The 19,306-nt window shown below is 64.7% G+C and carries 16 protein-coding genes and 2 tRNA genes; 15 read left to right on the plus strand and 3 right to left on the minus strand.

The genetic code is table 11. The features are described 5' to 3' along the window. Positions 1–131 precede the first annotated feature (131 nt). The 3 genes from A5777_RS14830 to A5777_RS14835 all read right to left on the minus strand — a co-directional run bounded on the left by A5777_RS14830 (position 132) and on the right by A5777_RS14835 (position 1,519). Complete coding sequence (locus A5777_RS14830) at positions 132–839, minus strand: L,D-transpeptidase (RefSeq protein WP_005207746.1); 708 nt, start codon at positions 837–839, stop codon at positions 132–134. A gap of 248 nt (positions 840–1,087) precedes the next feature. Then, a complete protein-coding gene (locus tag A5777_RS24255) occupies positions 1,088–1,285 on the minus strand; it encodes a hypothetical protein (protein WP_082933687.1) in 198 nt (65 codons plus the stop codon). Between the two features lie 163 nt (positions 1,286–1,448). Then, positions 1,449–1,519: transfer RNA gene (locus A5777_RS14835), tRNA-Gly, on the minus strand. A 271-nt stretch (positions 1,520–1,790) separates the two neighbouring features. Here A5777_RS14835 and A5777_RS14840 point away from each other — a divergent pair. The 15 genes from A5777_RS14840 to rpmA all read left to right on the plus strand — a co-directional run bounded on the left by A5777_RS14840 (position 1,791) and on the right by rpmA (position 19,188). Further along, positions 1,791–1,864 (plus strand) — tRNA-Pro (locus tag A5777_RS14840). A gap of 42 nt (positions 1,865–1,906) precedes the next feature. Continuing rightward, positions 1,907–3,304, plus strand: a complete 1,398-nt coding sequence (tig, locus tag A5777_RS14845) for a trigger factor (protein WP_064863243.1) — start codon at positions 1,907–1,909, stop codon at positions 3,302–3,304. Between the two features lie 269 nt (positions 3,305–3,573). Beyond that, on the plus strand, positions 3,574–4,179 hold the full coding sequence (locus A5777_RS14850; protein WP_064863254.1) for an ATP-dependent Clp protease proteolytic subunit: 606 nt from the start codon (positions 3,574–3,576) through the stop codon (positions 4,177–4,179). A gap of 60 nt (positions 4,180–4,239) precedes the next feature. Continuing rightward, entirely contained in the window at positions 4,240–4,929 is a 690-nt protein-coding gene (locus A5777_RS14855; RefSeq protein WP_005207743.1) for an ATP-dependent Clp protease proteolytic subunit, read from the plus strand. 354 nt (positions 4,930–5,283) lie between these two features. Beyond that, positions 5,284–6,564 (plus strand): ATP-dependent Clp protease ATP-binding subunit ClpX, encoded by a 1,281-nt coding sequence (clpX, locus tag A5777_RS14860; RefSeq protein ID WP_064863244.1) that lies wholly within the window; start codon positions 5,284–5,286, stop codon positions 6,562–6,564. Positions 6,565–6,691: 127 nt separating this feature from the next. Then, complete coding sequence (gene mobA / locus A5777_RS14865) at positions 6,692–7,327, plus strand: molybdenum cofactor guanylyltransferase (RefSeq protein ID WP_039855223.1); 636 nt, start codon at positions 6,692–6,694, stop codon at positions 7,325–7,327. 78 nt (positions 7,328–7,405) lie between these two features. Further along, positions 7,406–10,054, plus strand: a complete 2,649-nt coding sequence (locus A5777_RS14870; protein ID WP_005205066.1) for a valine--tRNA ligase — start codon at positions 7,406–7,408, stop codon at positions 10,052–10,054. 182 nt (positions 10,055–10,236) lie between these two features. Next, a complete protein-coding gene (gene folC, locus A5777_RS14875; protein ID WP_174273037.1) occupies positions 10,237–11,682 on the plus strand; it encodes a bifunctional tetrahydrofolate synthase/dihydrofolate synthase in 1,446 nt (481 codons plus the stop codon). Then, positions 11,679–12,110 carry a DUF4233 domain-containing protein gene (locus A5777_RS14880; RefSeq protein WP_005205062.1) on the plus strand — a complete coding sequence of 144 codons (432 nt, stop codon included), beginning with the start codon at positions 11,679–11,681 and terminating at the stop codon, positions 12,108–12,110. Before folC ends, A5777_RS14880 begins: the two co-directional genes overlap by 4 nt. Positions 12,111–12,212: 102 nt before the next feature. Beyond that, on the plus strand, positions 12,213–13,106 hold the full coding sequence (locus A5777_RS14885) for an undecaprenyl-diphosphate phosphatase (RefSeq protein WP_005205060.1): 894 nt from the start codon (positions 12,213–12,215) through the stop codon (positions 13,104–13,106). A 266-nt stretch (positions 13,107–13,372) separates the two neighbouring features. After that, a complete protein-coding gene (locus A5777_RS14890; RefSeq protein WP_005205059.1) occupies positions 13,373–13,885 on the plus strand; it encodes a hypothetical protein in 513 nt (170 codons plus the stop codon). Between the two features lie 93 nt (positions 13,886–13,978). After that, positions 13,979–14,395 (plus strand): nucleoside-diphosphate kinase, encoded by a 417-nt coding sequence (gene ndk, locus A5777_RS14895; RefSeq protein WP_039855220.1) that lies wholly within the window; start codon positions 13,979–13,981, stop codon positions 14,393–14,395. A 452-nt stretch (positions 14,396–14,847) separates the two neighbouring features. After that, a complete protein-coding gene (locus A5777_RS14900; RefSeq protein WP_064863245.1) occupies positions 14,848–18,270 on the plus strand; it encodes a translation initiation factor IF-2 N-terminal domain-containing protein in 3,423 nt (1,140 codons plus the stop codon). 279 nt (positions 18,271–18,549) lie between these two features. Continuing rightward, positions 18,550–18,861: a 50S ribosomal protein L21 gene (gene rplU, locus A5777_RS14905; RefSeq protein ID WP_005176586.1), complete on the plus strand. Its 312-nt coding sequence runs from the start codon at positions 18,550–18,552 to the stop codon at positions 18,859–18,861. Between the two features lie 63 nt (positions 18,862–18,924). Continuing rightward, positions 18,925–19,188: a 50S ribosomal protein L27 gene (rpmA, locus tag A5777_RS14910; protein WP_005205054.1), complete on the plus strand. Its 264-nt coding sequence runs from the start codon at positions 18,925–18,927 to the stop codon at positions 19,186–19,188. Positions 19,189–19,306: the final 118 nt, after the last annotated feature.

The following is a 19,306-nucleotide window of genomic DNA, read 5'->3' on the forward strand; positions in this document are numbered from 1 at the left end:
CCCGACTTTTTTTTTTTCAACCACAAGACGCAATACCACATAGGCTCCGGTGTCGTGGGCTCGTAGATGTTTATAAGAGACAGGTCCACGACCGGGAGCCTCTCTCGTGTCTTGTAAGTCAGATGGGCAGATCAGTTGCCGTCGTACTGGCCACCGACAGTGCCGCGGACCACGATCGGGGTGCCCTGCGGGATGGTGTCGTAGACCCACTTGCCGTTCTCGGTGCTGATGTTGATGCAACCGTGGCTGACGTTGCTGTTGCCCTGCTGAGCGACCGACCAGGGTGCGGCGTGGATGAAGATGCCGTCGCCCGACATGCGGGTCGCCCAGTCGACGTCGGTGCGGTAGCCCTCGGGTGAGTCGACCGGAACGCCGTAGGTCGAGGAGTCCATCACGATGTGCTGGTACTTCTCACGGGTGTGGTAGACGCCGTTCGGAGTCGGATGCGCGTTGGATCCCATGGAGATCGGCATCTTCTTGACGAACTTGCCGTCCTTCCACCAGTAGATGGTGTGATCGCCATCGGTTGCCAGCGCGATCCACCCGGTCGAGGTCTTGACGTTGGGAATCGCGGGAACGCCGGGGGTCTCCTGCGTGGTGGTAGGAGGAGGCGTGGTGGTCTTGGGAGCCGGCGCAGGAGTTGTCTGCTTGGGCGGAGTCGGCAGTCCCGGGATGTTGTCGGGGACCTCGACAGGCGGCAGCCCCGGCACGACGGTGACTGGCGTGGCCTGGGCGATGCCCGGCGCGGCAAGTGCAACGGCGAAGACGCCGATGACAGCTGCGATGAGTCCACGGACGACGCTCTTACGGCGACGATGGGACGACGTTGTGTTCAGCACGGGAGTTCGCAAACCTTCGCTCTCGGGACAGTACGGGCGCACCCCCCCGAGGCGCCGCGACCATCGTTACACAACCGTTGTCTTCCCTTCAAAGGCAAACGCGTACGACGCCCCATTGTGGTGTCACATCGGTGCTTCGCGAACGTAAAAGGGGAGGTCGGCGGATAGACCCTCGTCTTATGTGACACCGGTCACATTTCATCCGAATCGGCAACCCGAAGGTCTCGAAGAGGCTGCGGCTCCGCGCATTACGCCGGCTGGCTCTGGTTATCCGGGTGTTCGGTCTTGAGGTGAAGCGCAGGTTGTGAGCATCCCTCGTTGCGGCAGACGAGCATGGCGTCGACGCGTGGAGTGCCGCTCTCCGACGTCGTCACGTCGCGGCGGACGAACAGCGGTGCGCCGCAGGTAGAGCACTTGCGCGGAGTCTTGGAGTAGCTGGAGGACATAGAGCAAGGTTACACCCGAATGTGGCGTGGATCACATTCGCTGTGTGGACGAGTGTGTCGGTGCTGGGTTGTCGATGCTCGACGGGAGTTGCGAACCCGAACGTTGATGGAAAAGAAGATGGAAAAGAAAAGGTCAGAGGGAAAAACCCTCTGACCTCATCGGAGCGGGTGACGGGAATCGAACCCGCGTAGCTAGTTTGGAAGACTAGGGCTCTACCATTGAGCTACACCCGCGTGCTGTCGCCGAGCGGCAGCGCATGTGACTGTACCCAATGAGTGGTTCGGAATCGAAATCGCCTGGACGACCGGGTGTCACGTAAGGGTTCCCAGGGGCCGAGTGGCTCCGAATTCACATGTCCGCGGCTCGGCACACATACGTCGTCGAGGACCGGATTCGGTTACTCAACAGGGGCCACGTACTATCTTCTGTTGGCCCTGCTCGTCAGGGAACCGATGGCTCTCAACACGGGTCATCGGGGCCCGCGGTGAGGTGTATCGAGGCCACCGGGATGTGGCGCAGCTTGGTAGCGCATCCGCTTTGGGAGCGGAGGGTCGCAGGTTCGAATCCTGTCATCCCGACAGATCAGGACGTACGCACGTACACATAAGGAGCATTGAGGCGTGAAGAGCACCGTCGAGCAACTCAGCCCGACCCGAGTGAAGCTCAATGTCGAAGTACCGTTCGAGGAACTCTCGGGCGACTTCGACCGGGCATACCGCTCGCTGGCACAGCAGATCCGCATCCCGGGCTTCCGTCCGGGCAAGGCGCCGGCGAAGTTGATCGAGGCTCGGGTCGGTCGCGACTCGATCCTCGCGCAGGTCGTCAACGACGCGCTTCCGGGCAAGTACTCGGAAGCGGTCGCCGAGACCGAGACCAAGGCGATCGGCCAGCCCGAGATCGACCTGTCCGAGCTGAAGTACGGCGAGAGCATCAGCTTCACCGCTGAGGTCGACGTCCGGCCGGAGATCGAGCTTCCCGACTACTCGACGCTTGCGGTCGAGGTCGACGCCGTCGCCGACGACGATGACGCGGTCAACGAGCAGCTCGAGGGGCTGCGCGGCCGATTCGGAACGCTCAAGGGCGTCGAGCGCGCCGTCGAGAACGGTGACCACGTCTCGATCGACCTGTCGGCGACCGTCGACGGAGAGAACGTCGAGGACGCGTCGACCGAAGGGCTGTCGCACGAGGTCGGCTCGGGTCAGTTGATCGACGGACTCGACGAGGCTCTCGTCGGTCTGAAGGCCGGCGAGTCGACGACCTTCACCACGAAGCTCGTTGCCGGCGAGCATGCCGGAGCCGACGCCGAGGTCACCGTCACGGTGAACTCGGTCAAGGAGCGCGAGCTGCCTGAACTCGACGACGAGTTCGCCCAGATGGCCTCCGAGTTCGACACCGTCGACGAGCTGCGCGAGTCGATCGTCGAGCGCGTCGAGCAGTCGAAGCGATTCGATCAGGCCAATGCTGTTCGTGACGCCGTGCTCGACAAGCTCCTCGACACCGTCGAGATCCCGCTGCCGGAGAACGTCGTGCAGGCCGAGGTCGACGGGCAGCTCGAGCAGGTGCTGCACAGCATCGGCCACGACGACGCGGTCTTCGAGCAGTTGCTCGAGGCGCAGGGCACCACGCGTGAGGAGTTCGAGAACAACGCTCGTGAGTCGGCCGAGAAGTCGGTCCGCACGCAGCTGCTTCTCGACGCCATCGCCGAGCAGCAGGAGACCGAGGTCAGCCAGGACGAGCTGACCCAGCAGATCCTGTTCCAGGCGCAGCGTTACGGGATGGCTCCGCAGGAGTTCATCCAGCAGCTCACCCAGGCCAATCAGGTCGGCGCGGTGTACGCCGACGTTCGCCGCGGCAAGGCGCTCGCAGGCATCGTCGACGAGGTCACCGTGACCGACTCCGAAGGCAACACCGTCGACACCGCGGAGTTCTTCGGCGGTGGCGCCGACGACGCCGATGCCGATGCGGACGATTCGGCCGCTGACGAGTCGGGCACGGACAAGAAAGACTCCGACGCCTGACTTTTCGACGCAGGACGTGACAGCCGGATACTGGGCCATGCCCGGGTCCGGCTGTTCTGCTCTCAGCGAATAGGGGCGTCATGGGCGGTGTCGGGCCCCTTCGATTGACTACTGTCGGTGAGGACGATCCCGAGTAAGCGAGATCGACAGGGCATGCCATCTACAGGTCGCGCCCGGTCATCATCAACTCGAGATCAACAAGCACACGGGCCCCGGGTCAGCCGGGGCGCGGACGAGACAGACCACAAACGACAGACAAGGTGGGAACCGTGAGCAAGCCGACCATTTACACACCCTCGATGAGTTCAGGGGTCGCCGGGCTGAACCTGAGCGACTCGGTGTTCGAGCGGCTGCTGCGAGAGCGAATCATCTTCCTGGGCACCCAGGTCGACGACGACATCGCCAACCGGTTGTGCGCGCAGATCCTGCTGCTCGCCGCCGAGGACCCCACGCGAGACATCCACATGTACATCAACTCGCCCGGCGGCTCGGTGACCGCGGGTATGGCGATCTTCGACACGATGGAACTCGCCGAGTGCGACATCGCCACCTATGCGATGGGCCTCGCGGCGTCGATGGGTCAGTTCCTGCTCACCGCAGGCGCCAAGGGCAAGCGCTACGCACTGCCGCACGCACGCATCATGATGCACCAGCCGTCCGCGGGTATCGGTGGTACGGCTGCCGATATCGCGATTCAGGCAGAGCAGTTCGCGACGACCAAGAAGCAGATGAACGAGTTGAACGCCGAGCACACCGGTCAGACGGTGGAGCAGATCGAGGCTGACGCCGATCGCGACAAGTGGTTCACCGCAGAGGCGGCCAAGGACTACGGCCTCGTCGACCACGTGATCTCGCGCGCCAGCCAGGCGTCGTAGATCTCAAGCGATCAACCACAGTCGAGTTCACCCGTCACCTCACACTTCACGGAGCAGACCATGACCAACATGTACGACTCGCTGCCGGCCGACGTCGCCGCAGGGATTCCCGCTTCGGCCCTCGCGCTGAAGAACATCGAAATGCGTTACATCCTCCCGCAGTTCATCGAGCACACCCCCAACGGTCAGCGTCAGTACGACCCATACGCGAAGCTGTTCGAAGAGCGCATCGTGTTCGTCGGAACGCCGATCGACCAGACGGTCGCCAACGACGTCATGGCGCAGTTGCTGGTTCTCGAATCGCAGGACCCCGACCGCGACATCACCATGTACATCAACTCGCCGGGCGGCAGCGTGCCCGACATGCTCGCGATCTACGACACGATGCAGTACGTCCACTGCGACATCGTGACCGTCTGCCTCGGAGAGGCGGCGTCGGCTGCGGCGATCCTGCTCGCGGGCGGTAGCCCCGGAAAGCGTGCGGCGTTGCCGAACGCGACCATTCTGATCCACCAGCCGCGTACGGGTGGAGCGTTCCAGGGTCAGGTGTCGGATCTCGAGATCCAGGCCGCCGAGATCGAGCGCATCCGCAACCGCCTCGACGAGATCCTCGCGGGTCACACCGGCCAGTCCAAGGAGAAGATCCGCAAGGACACCGACCGTGACAACATCCTCACCGCCGACCAGGCGAAGGAATACGGGATCGTGGACGAGGTGTTCGAGTACCGCAAGAAGTCGATGAAGAAGTAGCGACACACCCCTCGGGGTTCCCCGATGACGGTGCGGCACAGGGTGCATGCTTGAGTGCCGCACCGCGGGGGCGGGAGGTTGTCGGGGGTCGGTCGGATTTCGATCGCGACATTTGCTCTTATCGGTCGAAGTTATGTCGACACGCGGGTACCGTCGTGATATCGGACGATCCTGCCAGGCGATGGTCCGCATCCGACTGCCCCGGTACGAGGTCTGCGACGACGGTACCCGCGTGTCGACATAACTTCGACCGATAAGAGCAAATGTCGCGATCGAAATCCGACCGACCCCCGACAACCTCCCGCCCCCGCGGTGCGGCAGCACGGCAAGCAAGGGAAGTAGGTACGGCGCGAGATGGCACGAATCGGAGACGGTGGCGATCTGCTGAAGTGCTCGTTCTGTGGAAAGAGCCAGAAGCAGGTCAAGAAGCTCATTGCTGGACCCGGCGTGTACATCTGCGACGAGTGCATCGACCTGTGCAACGAGATCATCGAGGAAGAACTCGCCGAGAACGGCGACGTGAAGCTCGACGAACTGCCCAAGCCGGCAGAGATCCGCGACTTCCTCGAGAATTACGTCATCGGTCAGGACACGGCCAAGCGCACGCTCGCGGTTGCTGTGTACAACCACTACAAGCGAATTCAGGCAGGGGAGAAGAAGGACTCGCGCACCGGCGAGGTCGTCGAACTCGCCAAGTCGAATATCTTGATGCTCGGCCCAACCGGCTGCGGCAAGACCTACCTCGCGCAGACGCTCGCCAAGATGCTCAACGTGCCGTTCGCCATCGCCGACGCCACCGCGCTCACCGAGGCCGGTTATGTCGGTGAGGACGTCGAGAACATTCTCCTCAAGCTGATCCAGGCCGCCGACTACGACGTCAAGCGCGCCGAGACCGGCATCATCTACATCGACGAGGTCGACAAGATCGCCCGCAAGAGCGAGAACCCGTCGATCACTCGCGACGTCTCCGGCGAAGGTGTGCAGCAGGCGCTCCTCAAGATCCTCGAGGGCACGCAGGCCTCTGTGCCGCCGCAGGGTGGCCGCAAGCATCCTCACCAAGAGTTCATCCAGATCGACACGACCAACGTGTTGTTCATCGTCGCGGGAGCATTCGCGGGACTCGAGAAGATCATCTCCGAGCGAATCGGGAAGCGCGGCATCGGTTTCGGCAATGAAGTGGCGAGTCGGGCCGAGGTCGACACGAGCGATCATTTCGCCGATGTCATGCCAGAGGATCTCATCAAGTTCGGTCTGATCCCCGAGTTCATCGGACGTCTGCCGATGATCGCGTCGGTGACGAATCTCGACAAGGAATCACTTGTCTCGATCCTGTCGGAACCGAAGAACGCGCTGGTGAAGCAGTACACAAAGCTCTTCGACATGGACGACGTCGAGCTGGAGTTCACGCAGGATGCGTTGGAGGCAGTCGCCGACCAGGCTATCCATCGCGGCACGGGTGCACGTGGGCTCCGCGCCATCATGGAGGAAGTGTTGCTTCCGGTCATGTACGACATCCCGAGCCGCGACGACGTCGAGAAGGTTGTGGTGACCGCGGAGACGGTCAATGACAACGTGCTGCCGACGATCGTGCCGCGGTCCGACACGTCTGCCGAGCGTCGCGACAAGAGCGCCTGACACCGCAGCAACTTTCTGACACGCGGGCCCCATCTGGACACAGACGGGGCCCGCGTGTCGTCGTCTTGCAGCCTCGCGTTTTGTCGTCTTCCAGACGGTGACACCGGGGGTGGTACAGACTGGTCAGATGACACTCACCGAACATCAGATCGCCGGAATCGTATTGGCGGGTGGCCGTTCACGCCGCATGGGCAGTGACAAGGCGGCACTCGATTGGAACGGCGAACCCATGCTCGCGGGTGTCGTGCGCGTGATCTCGCAACGGTGCGAACCGGTATTCGTCGTGGCCCCGGAGGACTCGGCGGCCTATCGGTTGCTGCACGGTACCGGCGGCCCGGAAGCGGTGTGGGTGACCGACGAGCAGCCCGGCGCCGGTCCGTTGGCGGGCCTCGCCGTCGGACTGGCTGCTGCTCGCGAAGCCGGCCGTTCGCACGCGTTCGTGTCGGCGACCGACATGCCGCTCATCGAGCCGGGCCTGATCGATGAACTGAGTCAGGCGGTGACCGACTCCGCGGGTGCTGTCGTCGCCCACGACGCCGAACGCGACCATCCCATGGCGGCCATCTACCGCACCGACGCTGCCGACGCCATCGGCCAACTCGTCGCGACGGGGGAGCGTCGAATGACAGCGGCCCTCGACGCCCTGGCGACCTATCGGGTCACCGTCTCGGACCCCCTGTGGCTGACCAATGTGAACTCTCCGGAAGATGTCCACCGAGTGCGGGTTTCGGCCGACGCCGCGCGTGCCGAAGCGATCGGCTGAGGCGCGACTGAAAGGCTGCATGAGGAGACAGTCGGAGACGGTGTGAAGAGCGACGACGGCGTTCCCTAAGATTGAAGGGTGACCGACTCGACGCCTGCACTGCCGAAATCCTGGGACCCCGCCGACCACGAGTCGAAGCTCTACCAGGGCTGGGTTGATGCCGGGTACTTCACTCCGGATGCTTCCAGCGACAAACCCGCGTACTCCATCGTCATCCCACCGCCCAATGTCAACGGGTCGCTGCACATGGGGCACGCGTACGAGCACGTCCTGATGGACGCGTTGACCCGCCGCGCACGCATGCAGGGTTTCGAGACGCTGTGGCTGCCCGGCATGGACCACGCCGCCATTGCGATGCAGACCATGGTCGAGCGCAAACTAGCTGCCGAGGGACTCACCCGCGACGATCTCGGTCGCGATGCCTTCATCGAGCGGGTCTGGCAGGAGAAGGCCGAGATCAGCGGCAACATCGGGGAGCAGATGCGCCGACTCGGCGACGGCGTCGACTGGACCCGTGAACGCTTCACCATGGACGGGGGCCTGTCCCGAGCAGTCCAGACCGTCTTCAAGAAGATGTACGACGACGGGCTGATCTACCAGGCTGAGCGTCTCGTCAACTGGTCGCCGGTGCTCAAGACCGCGGTCAGCGACATCGAGGTCAGCTACGCCGACGTCGAGGGCGAGCTCGTCAGCTTCCGCTACGGGTCGCTCGACGACTCCGAGCCTCACATCGTCGTTGCGACGACTCGAATGGAGACGATGCTCGGCGACACGGCGATCGCTGTGCATCCCGACGACGAACGGTATGCCGCCCTCGTAGGAACCGAACTCGAGCATCCGTTCCTCGACCGCAAGATCCCGGTCATCGCCGACGACTATGTCGACCCCGAATTCGGTACGGGCGCAGTCAAGATCACTCCCGCGCACGACCCGAACGACTTCGCGGTCGGTGCCCGACATGATCTGCCGATGCCGACGATCATGGACGAAGAAGCTCGCATCGCTGATACAGGAACGCAATTCGACGGTATGGACCGCTTCGAGGCGCGCGTCAAGATCCGTGAGGCGCTCGCCGCGCAGGGCCGCATCGTGAAGGAGGTCCGGCCGTACCTGCACAGCGTCGGTCATTCCGAGCGGACCGGCGAGCCGATCGAGCCACGGCTGTCGATGCAGTGGTGGGTTGCGGTCGAGTCGCTGGCGAAGGCCGCGGGCGATGCCGTGCGTGACGGATCGACGGTCATCCATCCGAAGTCGATGGAGCCGCGCTGGTTTGCCTGGGTCGACGACATGCACGACTGGTGCATCTCGCGCCAGCTCTGGTGGGGTCACCGCATCCCGATCTGGTACGGCCCCGACGGTGAGGTCGTCTGCGTCGGACCGGACGAGCAGGCGCCCGAGGGCTATGTGCAGGAAACCGACGTGCTCGACACGTGGTTCTCGTCGGGATTGTGGCCGTTCTCGACGCTCGGCTGGCCGGACGACACCCCTGATTTCGAGAAGTTCTATCCCAACTCGGTGCTCGTCACCGGCTACGACATCCTGTTCTTCTGGGTCGCCCGAATGATGATGTTCGGTACCTACGTCGGCAAGGATTTCGACGCCGACAAGAAGGTGCCGTTCCACAACCTGTTCTTGCACGGACTCGTGCGCGACGAGCACGGCCGCAAGATGTCGAAGTCACGCGGCAACGGCATCGATCCCCTCGACTGGGTCGACCGTTTCGGCGCCGACGCGCTGCGGTTCACGCTTGCCCGTAGCGCGAATCCCGGATCGGACATCTCTGTCGGCGAGGACCACGCACAGTCGTCGCGCAACTTCGCGACCAAGCTGTACAACGCCACCAAGTTCGCCCTGATGAACGGTGCGCAGGTGCCTGCGGACGGCGAGCTACCCGACGCCGCCGACCTGACCGTCGCCGACCGCTGGATTCTCGGGCGCCTCGACGAGGTACTCGCCGAGGTCGACGCCGGATTCGACTCGTACGAGTTCTCCAAGGCATGCGAGGCGCTGTATCACTTCGCGTGGGACGAGGTCTGCGACTGGTACCTCGAGCTCGCGAAAGTGCAGTTCGCACAGGATGATCCGCAGCGCTCGCGGTCGACGGCCCTGGTGCTCGGCGCTGTCCTCGACCCGCTGCTGCGCGCGTTGTCGCCGGTCATGCCATTCGTCACCGAGGTGTTGTGGAAGACGTTGACCGGTGGAGAGTCCGTGGTGATCGCGTCGTGGCCGACGCGGTCGGGGCGTCCGGCCGACGCCGCTGCGGCAACCGAAGTCGACGACCTCCAGCGACTGATCACCGAGGTTCGACGCTTCCGCAGCGACCAGGGACTCCGACCGGGGCAACGGGTCGCGGCCGAGATCGACGGCCTCGATGCCGCGGGACTGTCCGACGTGCGGCCCTACCTCGACTCACTCGCCCGTCTCGACGGCGCAGGCGACGACTTCTCCGCGACCGCCACGGTCGACGTCCGGCTGTCGTCGGCGACGGTCACCGTCCGGATCGACACCTCCGGCACGGTCGATATCGAGGCCGAACGCAAACGTGCGGCCAAAGACCTCGCCGCCGCTGAGAAAGAACTCGCACAGACGACGGCCAAGCTCGGAAACGAGCAGTTCCTCGCGAAAGCTCCCGACAACGTCGTCGCCAAGATCCGGGAACGGCAGCAGGTCGCGACCGAAGAAGTCGAGCGGCTCGGGGCGAAACTGGCATCGCTGGGCGGGTCATGAGTTCGCGCGACGGCCGGCCGGGCCGGGGAGACGACGACTACTCCCCAGACACGGACGCCTCAGACACGGACGCCTCAGACAGGGAATCCTCAGACAGGGACTACCTGGAAGATGACGGGGAGCCGATCTTCACGTCGGCAGACTTCGCCGGCTACGAGGACGGCGACGTCGAGCCCGATCCGATGAATCTCGGTTCGCTCCTCGGCGACGACCTCGACGACACCCCGATCATCGTCGTCGACAGTCCGTCGGATCTCGCCGAGCTCGCCGAGTTGGAGAACGAACTCGACACGCGGTGGCCGGAAACGCGGATCGAGCCGTCGCTGACCCGTATCGCGGCGTTGATGGATCTGCTGGGGTCACCCCAGCACGCCTATCCCGCGATCCACATCGCCGGCACAAACGGCAAGACGTCGGTCACTCGGATGATCGACTCGCTCATGGTCGCGCTGCATCGTCGATCCGGTCGGTACACCAGTCCGCACCTGCAGCGGGTCACCGAGCGGATCGCCGTCGACGGCCGCCCGATCTCGGCGCGCGACTTCATCGACACCTACCGCGACATCGAGCCGTACGTCACGATGGTCGACGATTCGTCGACGGCCGCCGACGGTCCGCGCATGAGCAAGTTCGAGGTGCTCACCGCCATCGCGTTCGCGTACTTTGCCGAGGCGCCGGTCGACGTCGCCGTGGTCGAGACGGGGATGGGTGGGCGCTGGGACGCGACGAACGTCGTCGACGCGACGGTCGCCGTCATCACCGCGATCGCGATGGATCACGCCGACTACCTCGGCGATTCTCTTGCGGCGATCGCGGGGGAGAAGGCCGGGATCATCAAACCCGCCAAGGATGACCTGGTGGTGACCGATCCGGTGACCGTGATCGCACCGCAGCAGCCGGAGGTGATGGACGTGCTGTTGCGCGAGGCCGTCGCGCAAGACACTGTCGTCGCACGGCAGAACTCCGAGTTCGCGGTCATCGAATCCGTCACGGCCGTCGGTGGGCAACTCCTGCGTCTGCAGGGCCTCGGCGGTGTCTACGACGAGGTCTTCCTGCCGCTGCACGGCGAGCATCAGGCGGCGAACGCGTCGATCGCGCTGGCCGCCGTCGAAGCATTCTTCGGTGCGGGACCCGGCCGCCAACTCGACATCGACGCCGTGCGCGCGGGCTTCGCGGCAGTCAGCAGTCCCGGCCGGCTCGAACGTGTTCGCAGCGCGCCGACCGTCTTCGTCGACGCCGCGCACAACCCACACGGAGCACACGCGCTCGCGCACGCACTCACCGAGGAGTTCGACTTCCGACGTCTCGTCGGCGTCATCGGGATGCTCGGCGACAAGGATGCCGCGGGGTTCCTCACCGAACTCGAGCCGGTACTCGACGCGGTGGTCGTCACCAACAACGGCTCGCCGCGGGCCGTCGACGCCGAGACACTCGCCGAGACCGCGCGTGAGGTCTTCGGCGAGGAGCGGGTGCACGTCGAACCCTTCCTGCCCGACGCCGTCGAAGCAGCGATCGGACTCGCCGAGGAGTCCGACGGCGAACCGGTGTCGGGCGCCGGAGTGGTCATCACCGGGTCGGTGGTGACGGCAGGCGCCGGACGAACGCTGTTCGGGAAGGAGCCCGCATGAGCGAATCGGGCAGCAACACACCGGAATCCGCGGCCACGCCCAAGTTCACCGCACCGACGAACGACCCGTGGAAGGGCCTGCGTGGCGTGATGGCGGGCACCATGGTGCTCGAGGTCATCGTCATGATCCTGACGTTCCCGATCGTTGCGCGGGTGGGCAACGGCCTGACCTGGGTGTCGGGGACGTATCTCGGTGTGGTGACGCTGTTGATGGTGCTCGCAGTCGGAATGCAGAAGCGACCACAAGCGCTCAACATCAACCTGGCACTGCAGGTTCTCGTGATCATCGGCGGTGTCTTCCATTGGTCGATCGCGGTGATCGGCGTGATCTTCGGTTGCGTCTGGCTCTATATCCGCTACATCAAGGGCGACGTGCAGCGTCGAATCGACCGCGGTCTGCTCTACGGCCAGGAGCCGATCGAGAACTGAAGCGCCCCGCCGCAATTGTCCGATTAGCGCGCGGCACAACGGATTTCGCTACTGTGGCGTCCCGGGAGACAAGAACTTGTCGACACTGAGGGAGCGCTTTTCGTGACTGACCTGACCTACCCGCAAGCGGCGATTCTCGGGCTTCTGCAGGGCGTCACCGAACTGTTTCCGGTGTCGAGCCTCGGGCATTCGATCCTCGTCCCCGCCTGGCTCGGTGGAGACTGGGCGAAACTGGTCACGGAGTCGAAGAGTTCGGGACACACGCCATTTCTCGCCTTCGTCGTCGCGCTGCACGTCGCAACCGCACTGGCCCTGATCCTGTTCTACTGGCGCGATTGGGTGCGCATCGTCGCTGGATTCATCCGATCGATCCGCCACCGAAGCGTCGACGACGACAGTGATGCCCGCCTCGCCTGGTTGCTCATCGCGGGCACGATTCCGGTCGGTGTCGTGGGATTGATCGCAGAGAAGCCGCTGCGCGTGTTGTTCGCGACCCCGCTGGCGGCGGCGATCCTGCTGTTCCTCAACGGTCTCGTGCTTCTCACCACCGAGCTTTTGCGCAGGCGTCGCAATCGAATCGGGCGGCACGCCGTGGCCCGGCAGGCGCCTGCCCGGTCGGTCACCTCGCTGTCGATGAAGGAAGGCACGGCGATCGGGTCGGCTCAGATACTCGCGCTGTTCCCGGGGATCTCGCGCTCGGGCTCGACGATTTCGGCCGGCCTCCTGCGGGGCCTCGATCATGAGGACGCGGCGCACTTCGCATTCCTGCTCGCCACGCCCGTCATCCTCGCCGCCGGGGTGCTCAAGATCCCCGAACTCTTCGGACCCGACGGTCAGGGCATCGGGGGACAGGTACTCGTCGGATCGGTATGTGCGTTCGTCGCCGCCTTCGCGGCCGTCGCGTTTCTTGCGAAGTACTTCCACACGCGGACGCTGTATCCGTTCGTGGTCTACTGCCTCGTGGCGGGCGCGATCAGCATCGTGCACTTCGCCTGAGCAGCGTCGACCCGGTGCTGGTACCGATACAGCCAGAAATGTGATGTATGCATCTTTGCATTCTGCGTGTGCTCTGTGACAATGACGAGGCGCAAGCGCCGGGGACAATGACGAGGCGCAAGCGCCGGGGACAATGACGAGGCGCAAGCGCCGGGGGCAGTCGACGTTCCCTGAAACAACCATGGTTATCCAACGACGCCTCCTAGCCGCTGGCGACGAGGAGTCCCGCACGACGTCGGACACGTCATCACACCGAGAGGAGTCGCGTGACCTTTAGCGCACCGACCACCCGTATCAACCACACCGCAGCGAAGACCTCGCGAAACTTGCGGCTCGCCGCGGCGACAGCAGCCTCGATGGCGCTGGTACCCCTGGGTGTGATCAGCGCGCCGGAGGCAGTGGCCGCTCCCGAAAAGACGACGCCCCAGTCCGTCGCTCCCCAATCGGCGACACCGCAGTCGGTGGCGCCCTCCGACCTTGCGCTCCCGACGCCGGGACCGCCGATGCCTGTTCCCGGTGAGGCGTTCGGCTACATCGCGACGCATGACCTCACCAAGCGCATGGACTCGATGAACCTGCCGCAGGCCGTCGCAGCACTGCCGGTGCCGGATTCCTATCGGCCAGCGAACCTTGCCTTCGCAGGCCAGTTCGACAGGGCGGTGACCGCCGCACTCGCCTCGCCGGGCGGATGCGTCCAGGTGATCATCAACTCGCACACCAGCGCGGGCAATCTCTTTGACTACGGCTTCTTCCCGATCGAGCCCAAATACTGCCCCTGACCGACAAGTAGTGCCCCATCGGAATTGAATATGGTGGGATTCGAATTACGAGGTCGGAGTGGAGTGTGGGCGTCGGGTCGCTACAGTGTGCTCGTGACTGAACGGACTCTGGTACTCATCAAGCCCGACGGCGTTTCGCGTTCGCTCGTCGGCGACATCCTCGCCCGCATCGAGCGCAAAGGCCTGACCTTCGCGGCACTCGAGCTCAAAAACGTCAGCGACGACCTCGCGGCCAAGCACTACGCGGAGCATGAGGGCAAGCCCTTCTACCCGTCGTTGGTCGAGTTCATCACGTCGGGTCCGCTGGTCGCCGCCGTGCTGGAGGGGCCGCGAGCTGTCGCCGCATTCCGCCAGATCGCGGGCGGAACCGACCCCGTGGAGAAGGCCGTGCCAGGTACGATTCGCGGCGACTACGCGCTGAGCACTCAGTACAACCTGGTCCACGGATCGGACTCGCCGGAATCGGCCGAGCGTGAGATCGCGCTCTGGTTTCCCGCGCTGACCGACTGAGAAAGACCCCGCGTATTCCAGCGCGCGTCGGCGGTTGTCAAGCCGCTGACGCGCGCTTTATCGCATAGTTTGCGGGATACGTCGCACCGTGTGGGATACTTGCTTGGTTATCGCGAACACACTCTGCTCGTGATGACGACGATGGCGTTCGGCGTCGGACACCGCAGTGGAGATTGTTGCCAGTGGCAGCGATCCGCACAGCACACGTTCGGCAGATCGCTTTCCCCATCGACGTCGGGAACAGACCCGACGGGGCGGTTCAGACCGCCACGCGTGGCGTGGAAGGCATGACGGACCTCATCACCCAGCAAGAGCGCAACCTGCGGACTCCGGACAACGGAACACCAGGAGCGCGGAGACCATATAACACCGGTCCGCACAGGACCGGGACACACGAGAGACCCCCGCGTGGCCGCCGACATTGTCGCGCCCGGGGGTTCAAGGAGACATCAGTGACCGACAACGGGTCGCCGATCGACGCGAACGCTGCGTCAGGCTCGGCGGAGGATTTTCCCAGCAAGCTTCGGGTGCACGCGCTGGCGCGCACGCTCGGCCTCACGAGTAGGCAGGTGCTCGCGCACCTCGCGGAACTGGGCTGGCCCAGCCGAAGTGCTCAATCGAGCGTCGAGCGCAGCATGGCTCAGGCCGTCGCCGACCGTGTACGCAACGACGTCGAGGTCGACGACACCGCCGTACCCGTCGACGAGGCGGCGCCCGCCACCGAGGAGCAGGCCAAGGCAACTCAACCGACAGAGCCTGCCGAAGTGTCTGACCAGGGTGAACCTGCGGGCGTGACCGAGGCCGTCGACGCTGCACCAGCACCCGATGCACCAGCATCCGACGCACCCGAAGCTGAGGTGCCAGGAGCCGAGTTGCCAGGAGTGGCGGCGTCGCAGCCGTCCGCCCCCGCAGAGGTCGCCGACGTCGAGCAGAGCGCAGAGTCGCATGCGTCGCACACGCATTCGCTCTTCTCCGCGATCGAGACCGAGAAGCCGCACGTCGCGTCACCTGCCGAAGAGATCGCGGCCAGCCCGCTCTTCCTTCCCCCGCAGCCGGCCGCCGCGTCTGACGCGCCCAGCGGTCGTCACCGCAAGAGCGGCGAGGACGCCACGGCCGACTCTTCGTCGGATGACTCGCAGCGTCGCGCCAACAGCGGTCGACCCACGTCCGAGCCTTCGACGTCTGGTCGTTCGACGCCGAACGCGGCCGACGAGAGTGCCGAGGACTCCGCAGACCCGACCGATAACGAAGGCGCCGACAACGAAGGCGCCGACAACGACAGCTCCGGCGATGAAGGCGGCCGCAATCGTCGACGTCGCCGCGGTCGTCGTGGTCGCGGTCGTGGTCGCGGTGACCAGAACGAGCGTGATCAGAACGACGACACCGACTCCGCGGCGTCTGACGATTCCGACCAGTCGGTTTCCGGTCAGTCCGATTCGGACCAGTCCGACTCCGATCAGTCCAACGCCGATCAATCCAATTCCGATCAGTCGGGCAGCGATCGACCCGCTGGCAAGAAGCGGAAGAAGTCCGGCAAGGGCAAGCCAGCAGAGGGTAAAAACGCTGAAGGCGAGAATCAGGCTGATGGGCGCGGACAGGGTCCGGGCTCGTCCGACGATTCCAACTCCTCGGACGATTCTGCCGACAAGTCCAATGGTCAGGACGCAGACAATAACGCCGACGACTCCGACGATGCCGATTCCGGAGACGGAACGTCGAGCAAGCGCCGCAGGCGCCGTCGTCGCCGTAAGGGTGGAGCCGAATCCGACGACGCGTCGTCGCCCGACGATCCGCCGAACACTGTCGTCCACGAGCGGGAGCCGCGCAGCAAGCGCGCCCGCGACGAGGTGCAGGGGATTTCGGGGTCGACGCGGCTCGAGGCCAAGCGCCAGCGACGTCGCGACGGTCGAGACGCCGGGCGTCGTCGACCACCGATCCTGAGCGAGTCGGAGTTCCTCGCGCGCCGCGAGGCCGTCGACCGCGTGATGGTGGTGCGTGAGCGCAGTGCCAATGTTCGGCTCTCGCAGTCCGACGAGCACGATCACGTCACTCCCGTCGAGGACTACACGCAGGTCGCCGTGCTCGAAGACGGTGTGCTCGTCGAGCACTTCGTCACCACGGAGACGTCGTCGTCGATGGTCGGCAACATCTACATCGGGCGCGTGCAGAACGTGCTGCCCGGCATGGAGGCCGCGTTCGTCGACATCGGTCGCGGTCGCAACGGCGTGCTCTATGCAGGCGAGGTCAATTGGGACGCTGCAGGACTCGACGGTGGGTCACGCAAGATCGAACAGGCCCTTAAGCCCGGCGATCCGGTGCTCGTGCAGGTCAGCAAGGACCCGGTCGGGCACAAGGGCGCTCGACTGACCACGCAGATCTCGCTGGCCGGTCGCTACCTGGTCTACGTGCCGGGTGGAACGTCGACCGGTATCAGCCGCAAGCTTCCCGACGTCGAGCGCAAGCGGCTCAAGCAGATCCTCGCCAAGCTGGTCCCCGACGATGCGGGTGTCATCATCCGTACCGCGTCGGAGGGTGTGAGCGCCGACGACCTCGCTGCCGACATCGAGCGACTCGAGAAGCAGTGGAAGTCGATCGATGAGGCGTTCGGCAAGGCCAACAAGGGATCGGTGTCGCCGCGCGCGCTCTACGAGGAGCCCGACCTGCTGGTCCGCGTGGTCCGCGACCTGTTCAACGAGGACTTCAAGAAGCTCGTCGTCGAAGGCGATAAGGCGTGGAACCTCGTCGAGGGTTACGTGAGCTCGGTTGCGCCCGACCTCATGGATCGGGTGGAGCGCTTCGAGCGTCCGCGCGCCGACGCACCGGACTCCTTCGTCGTGCACCGCATCGACGAGCAACTCGCCAAGGCACTCGACCGCAAGGTGTGGCTGCCGTCGGGCGGCACGCTGATCATCGAGCACACCGAGGCGATGACCGTCGTCGACGTCAATACGGGCAAGTTCACCGGCTCCGGGGGCAACCTCGAAGAGACGGTGACCCGCAACAACCTCGAGGCGGCCGAAGAGATCGTGCGGCAGATGCGTCTGCGCGATATCGGCGGCATGATCATCGTCGACTTCATCGACATGGTGCTCGAATCCAACCGCGACCTGGTGCTGCGTCGACTCACGGAGGCGTTGTCGCGCGATCGCACGCGCCATCAGGTGTCCGAGGTGACATCGCTCGGCCTCGTGCAGATGACACGTAAGCGCCTCGGTACCGGCCTGCTCGAAGCTTTCTCGACGACCTGCACGACGTGCGGCGGCCGCGGGATCATCGTGCATTCGAGTCCTGTCGAGGTGACGTCCGACGACGGCGCAAAGTCGGAGAACACCGGCTCGAAGCGCTCGCGACGCAACAAGAAGAAGGCGGAACCGGCCGAGCAGAAGCCCGCTCACAACCCGGCGGAGCACCCGATGTTCCGCGCGATGGCGGCCCACACGCACGACGAGGACGGCGAGGTCATCGACGTCGAGGCAGTCGTTGTCGATGACGAGTCGTCGTCGAATGGCTCGGCAGACGCACAGTCGACGGGTCAGGACGCACAGTCGGCGGGTCAGGACGCCCAGTCGACCGGACAGGACGCACAGACGACCGGACAGGACGCACAGTCGACCGGAGAGAGTGCACAGCCGGCAGGACAGGACGCACAGTCGACCAACGGGGCAGAGGCGCCGAAGCGTCGACGCCGTGCGGTTCGTCGGGCGGCGTCGCCGACCGGAGCGGCCGAGCCGGTGGTGCTCGCAGACGATGCGCCCACGAGTGCGCCGTTGACCACGTTCGGCCCGGTCTCGTCGTCGCCGACCACCGTTGCGGTGCGACGTCGACCACGTAGGCGCACGGCCGGACGTGCCGCTGGACCGCCTGTGGAGGACTGACCACCACGTCGGCAGGCCCGGCATGATATGGCGAGTTTGACCCAGCGGCGACCGGTCCCGTAATCTTGATTGGTCGCCTTCCGCGGAGGGTTCGAGCTGTGCCGGTCATGCGATGAGCACTGCTGACGAGACCCGCGGACAGGCCCTCTGGTGTGATCCGTGAGCATCCCGGGCAGCAATGCCCGATGCCGTGCGGCCCGCACCGGGACGCACACACCCACAACGCTCGTGCGCGACGTACGCGCAGCGAGCCCGATGATGAGTAAGAGGACAGCTTCGATGGCAACGTACGCGATCGTCAAGACCGGCGGTAAGCAGTACAAGGTCGCTGAGGGCGACATTGTGAAGGTCGAGAAGATCGACAGCGAGCCCGGCAGCAGCGTGAGCCTGCCCGTGGCGCTTGTCGTCGACGGCTCGACCCTGACCACCGATGCGGACAAGCTCGCCAAGATCTCGGTCACCGGCGAGGTGGTCGAGCACGTCAAGGGCCCCAAGATCCGCATCCACAAGTTCAAGAACAAGACCGGCTACCACAAGCGCCAGGGTCACCGTCAGAAGCTGACGGTCCTCAAGGTCACCGGTATCAAGTAATTTCCGGGGCCAAGCCCCTGATCCCCAACTGCAACACACTCAGGTAGCCAGGAGGACGAGAAAATGGCACACAAGAAGGGCGCGTCCAGTTCGCGCAACGGTCGCGATTCCAACGCGCAGCGCCTCGGCGTGAAGCGCTTCGGTGGCCAGCAGGTCAGCGCAGGCGAGATCCTGATCCGCCAGCGCGGCACCAAGTTCCACCCGGGCGTCAACGTCGGTCGCGGTGGCGACGACACCCTGTTCGCTCTCGAGTCGGGCGCGGTGCAGTTCGGCACCAAGCGCGGCCGCAAAACCGTGAACATCGTTCCGGAGACCGCACAGGCCTGACCTAGCGGTTTTCGAGCACAGCTCTCAACGACAGGGCGGGCCAGTGGCATATGCACCCGGCCCGCCCTGTTGTATTTCTACAACGAGGTTGTATTTCTACAACGAGGTTGTATTTCTA

The sequence above is a fragment of the Gordonia sp. 852002-10350_SCH5691597 genome (assembly GCF_001665715.1).
Classification (GTDB): domain Bacteria; phylum Actinomycetota; class Actinomycetes; order Mycobacteriales; family Mycobacteriaceae; genus Gordonia; species Gordonia sputi.

Bases quoted from the DNA above. Each gene is read 5' to 3' on its own strand.
- folC (WP_174273037.1), top strand. From the start codon at position 10,237: ATGAATCTCGGTTCGCTCCTCGGCGACGACCTCGACGACACCCCGATC.
- A5777_RS24255 (WP_082933687.1), bottom strand. From the start codon at position 1,285: ATGTCCTCCAGCTACTCCAAGACTCCGCGCAAGTGCTCTACCTGCGGC.
- clpX (WP_064863244.1), top strand. From the start codon at position 5,284: ATGGCACGAATCGGAGACGGTGGCGATCTGCTGAAGTGCTCGTTCTGT.
- A5777_RS14880 (WP_005205062.1), top strand. From the start codon at position 11,679: ATGAGCGAATCGGGCAGCAACACACCGGAATCCGCGGCCACGCCCAAG.
- mobA (WP_039855223.1), top strand. From the start codon at position 6,692: ATGACACTCACCGAACATCAGATCGCCGGAATCGTATTGGCGGGTGGC.
- rpmA (WP_005205054.1), top strand. From the start codon at position 18,925: ATGGCACACAAGAAGGGCGCGTCCAGTTCGCGCAACGGTCGCGATTCC.
- rplU (WP_005176586.1), top strand. From the start codon at position 18,550: ATGGCAACGTACGCGATCGTCAAGACCGGCGGTAAGCAGTACAAGGTC.
- A5777_RS14855 (WP_005207743.1), top strand. From the start codon at position 4,240: ATGACCAACATGTACGACTCGCTGCCGGCCGACGTCGCCGCAGGGATT.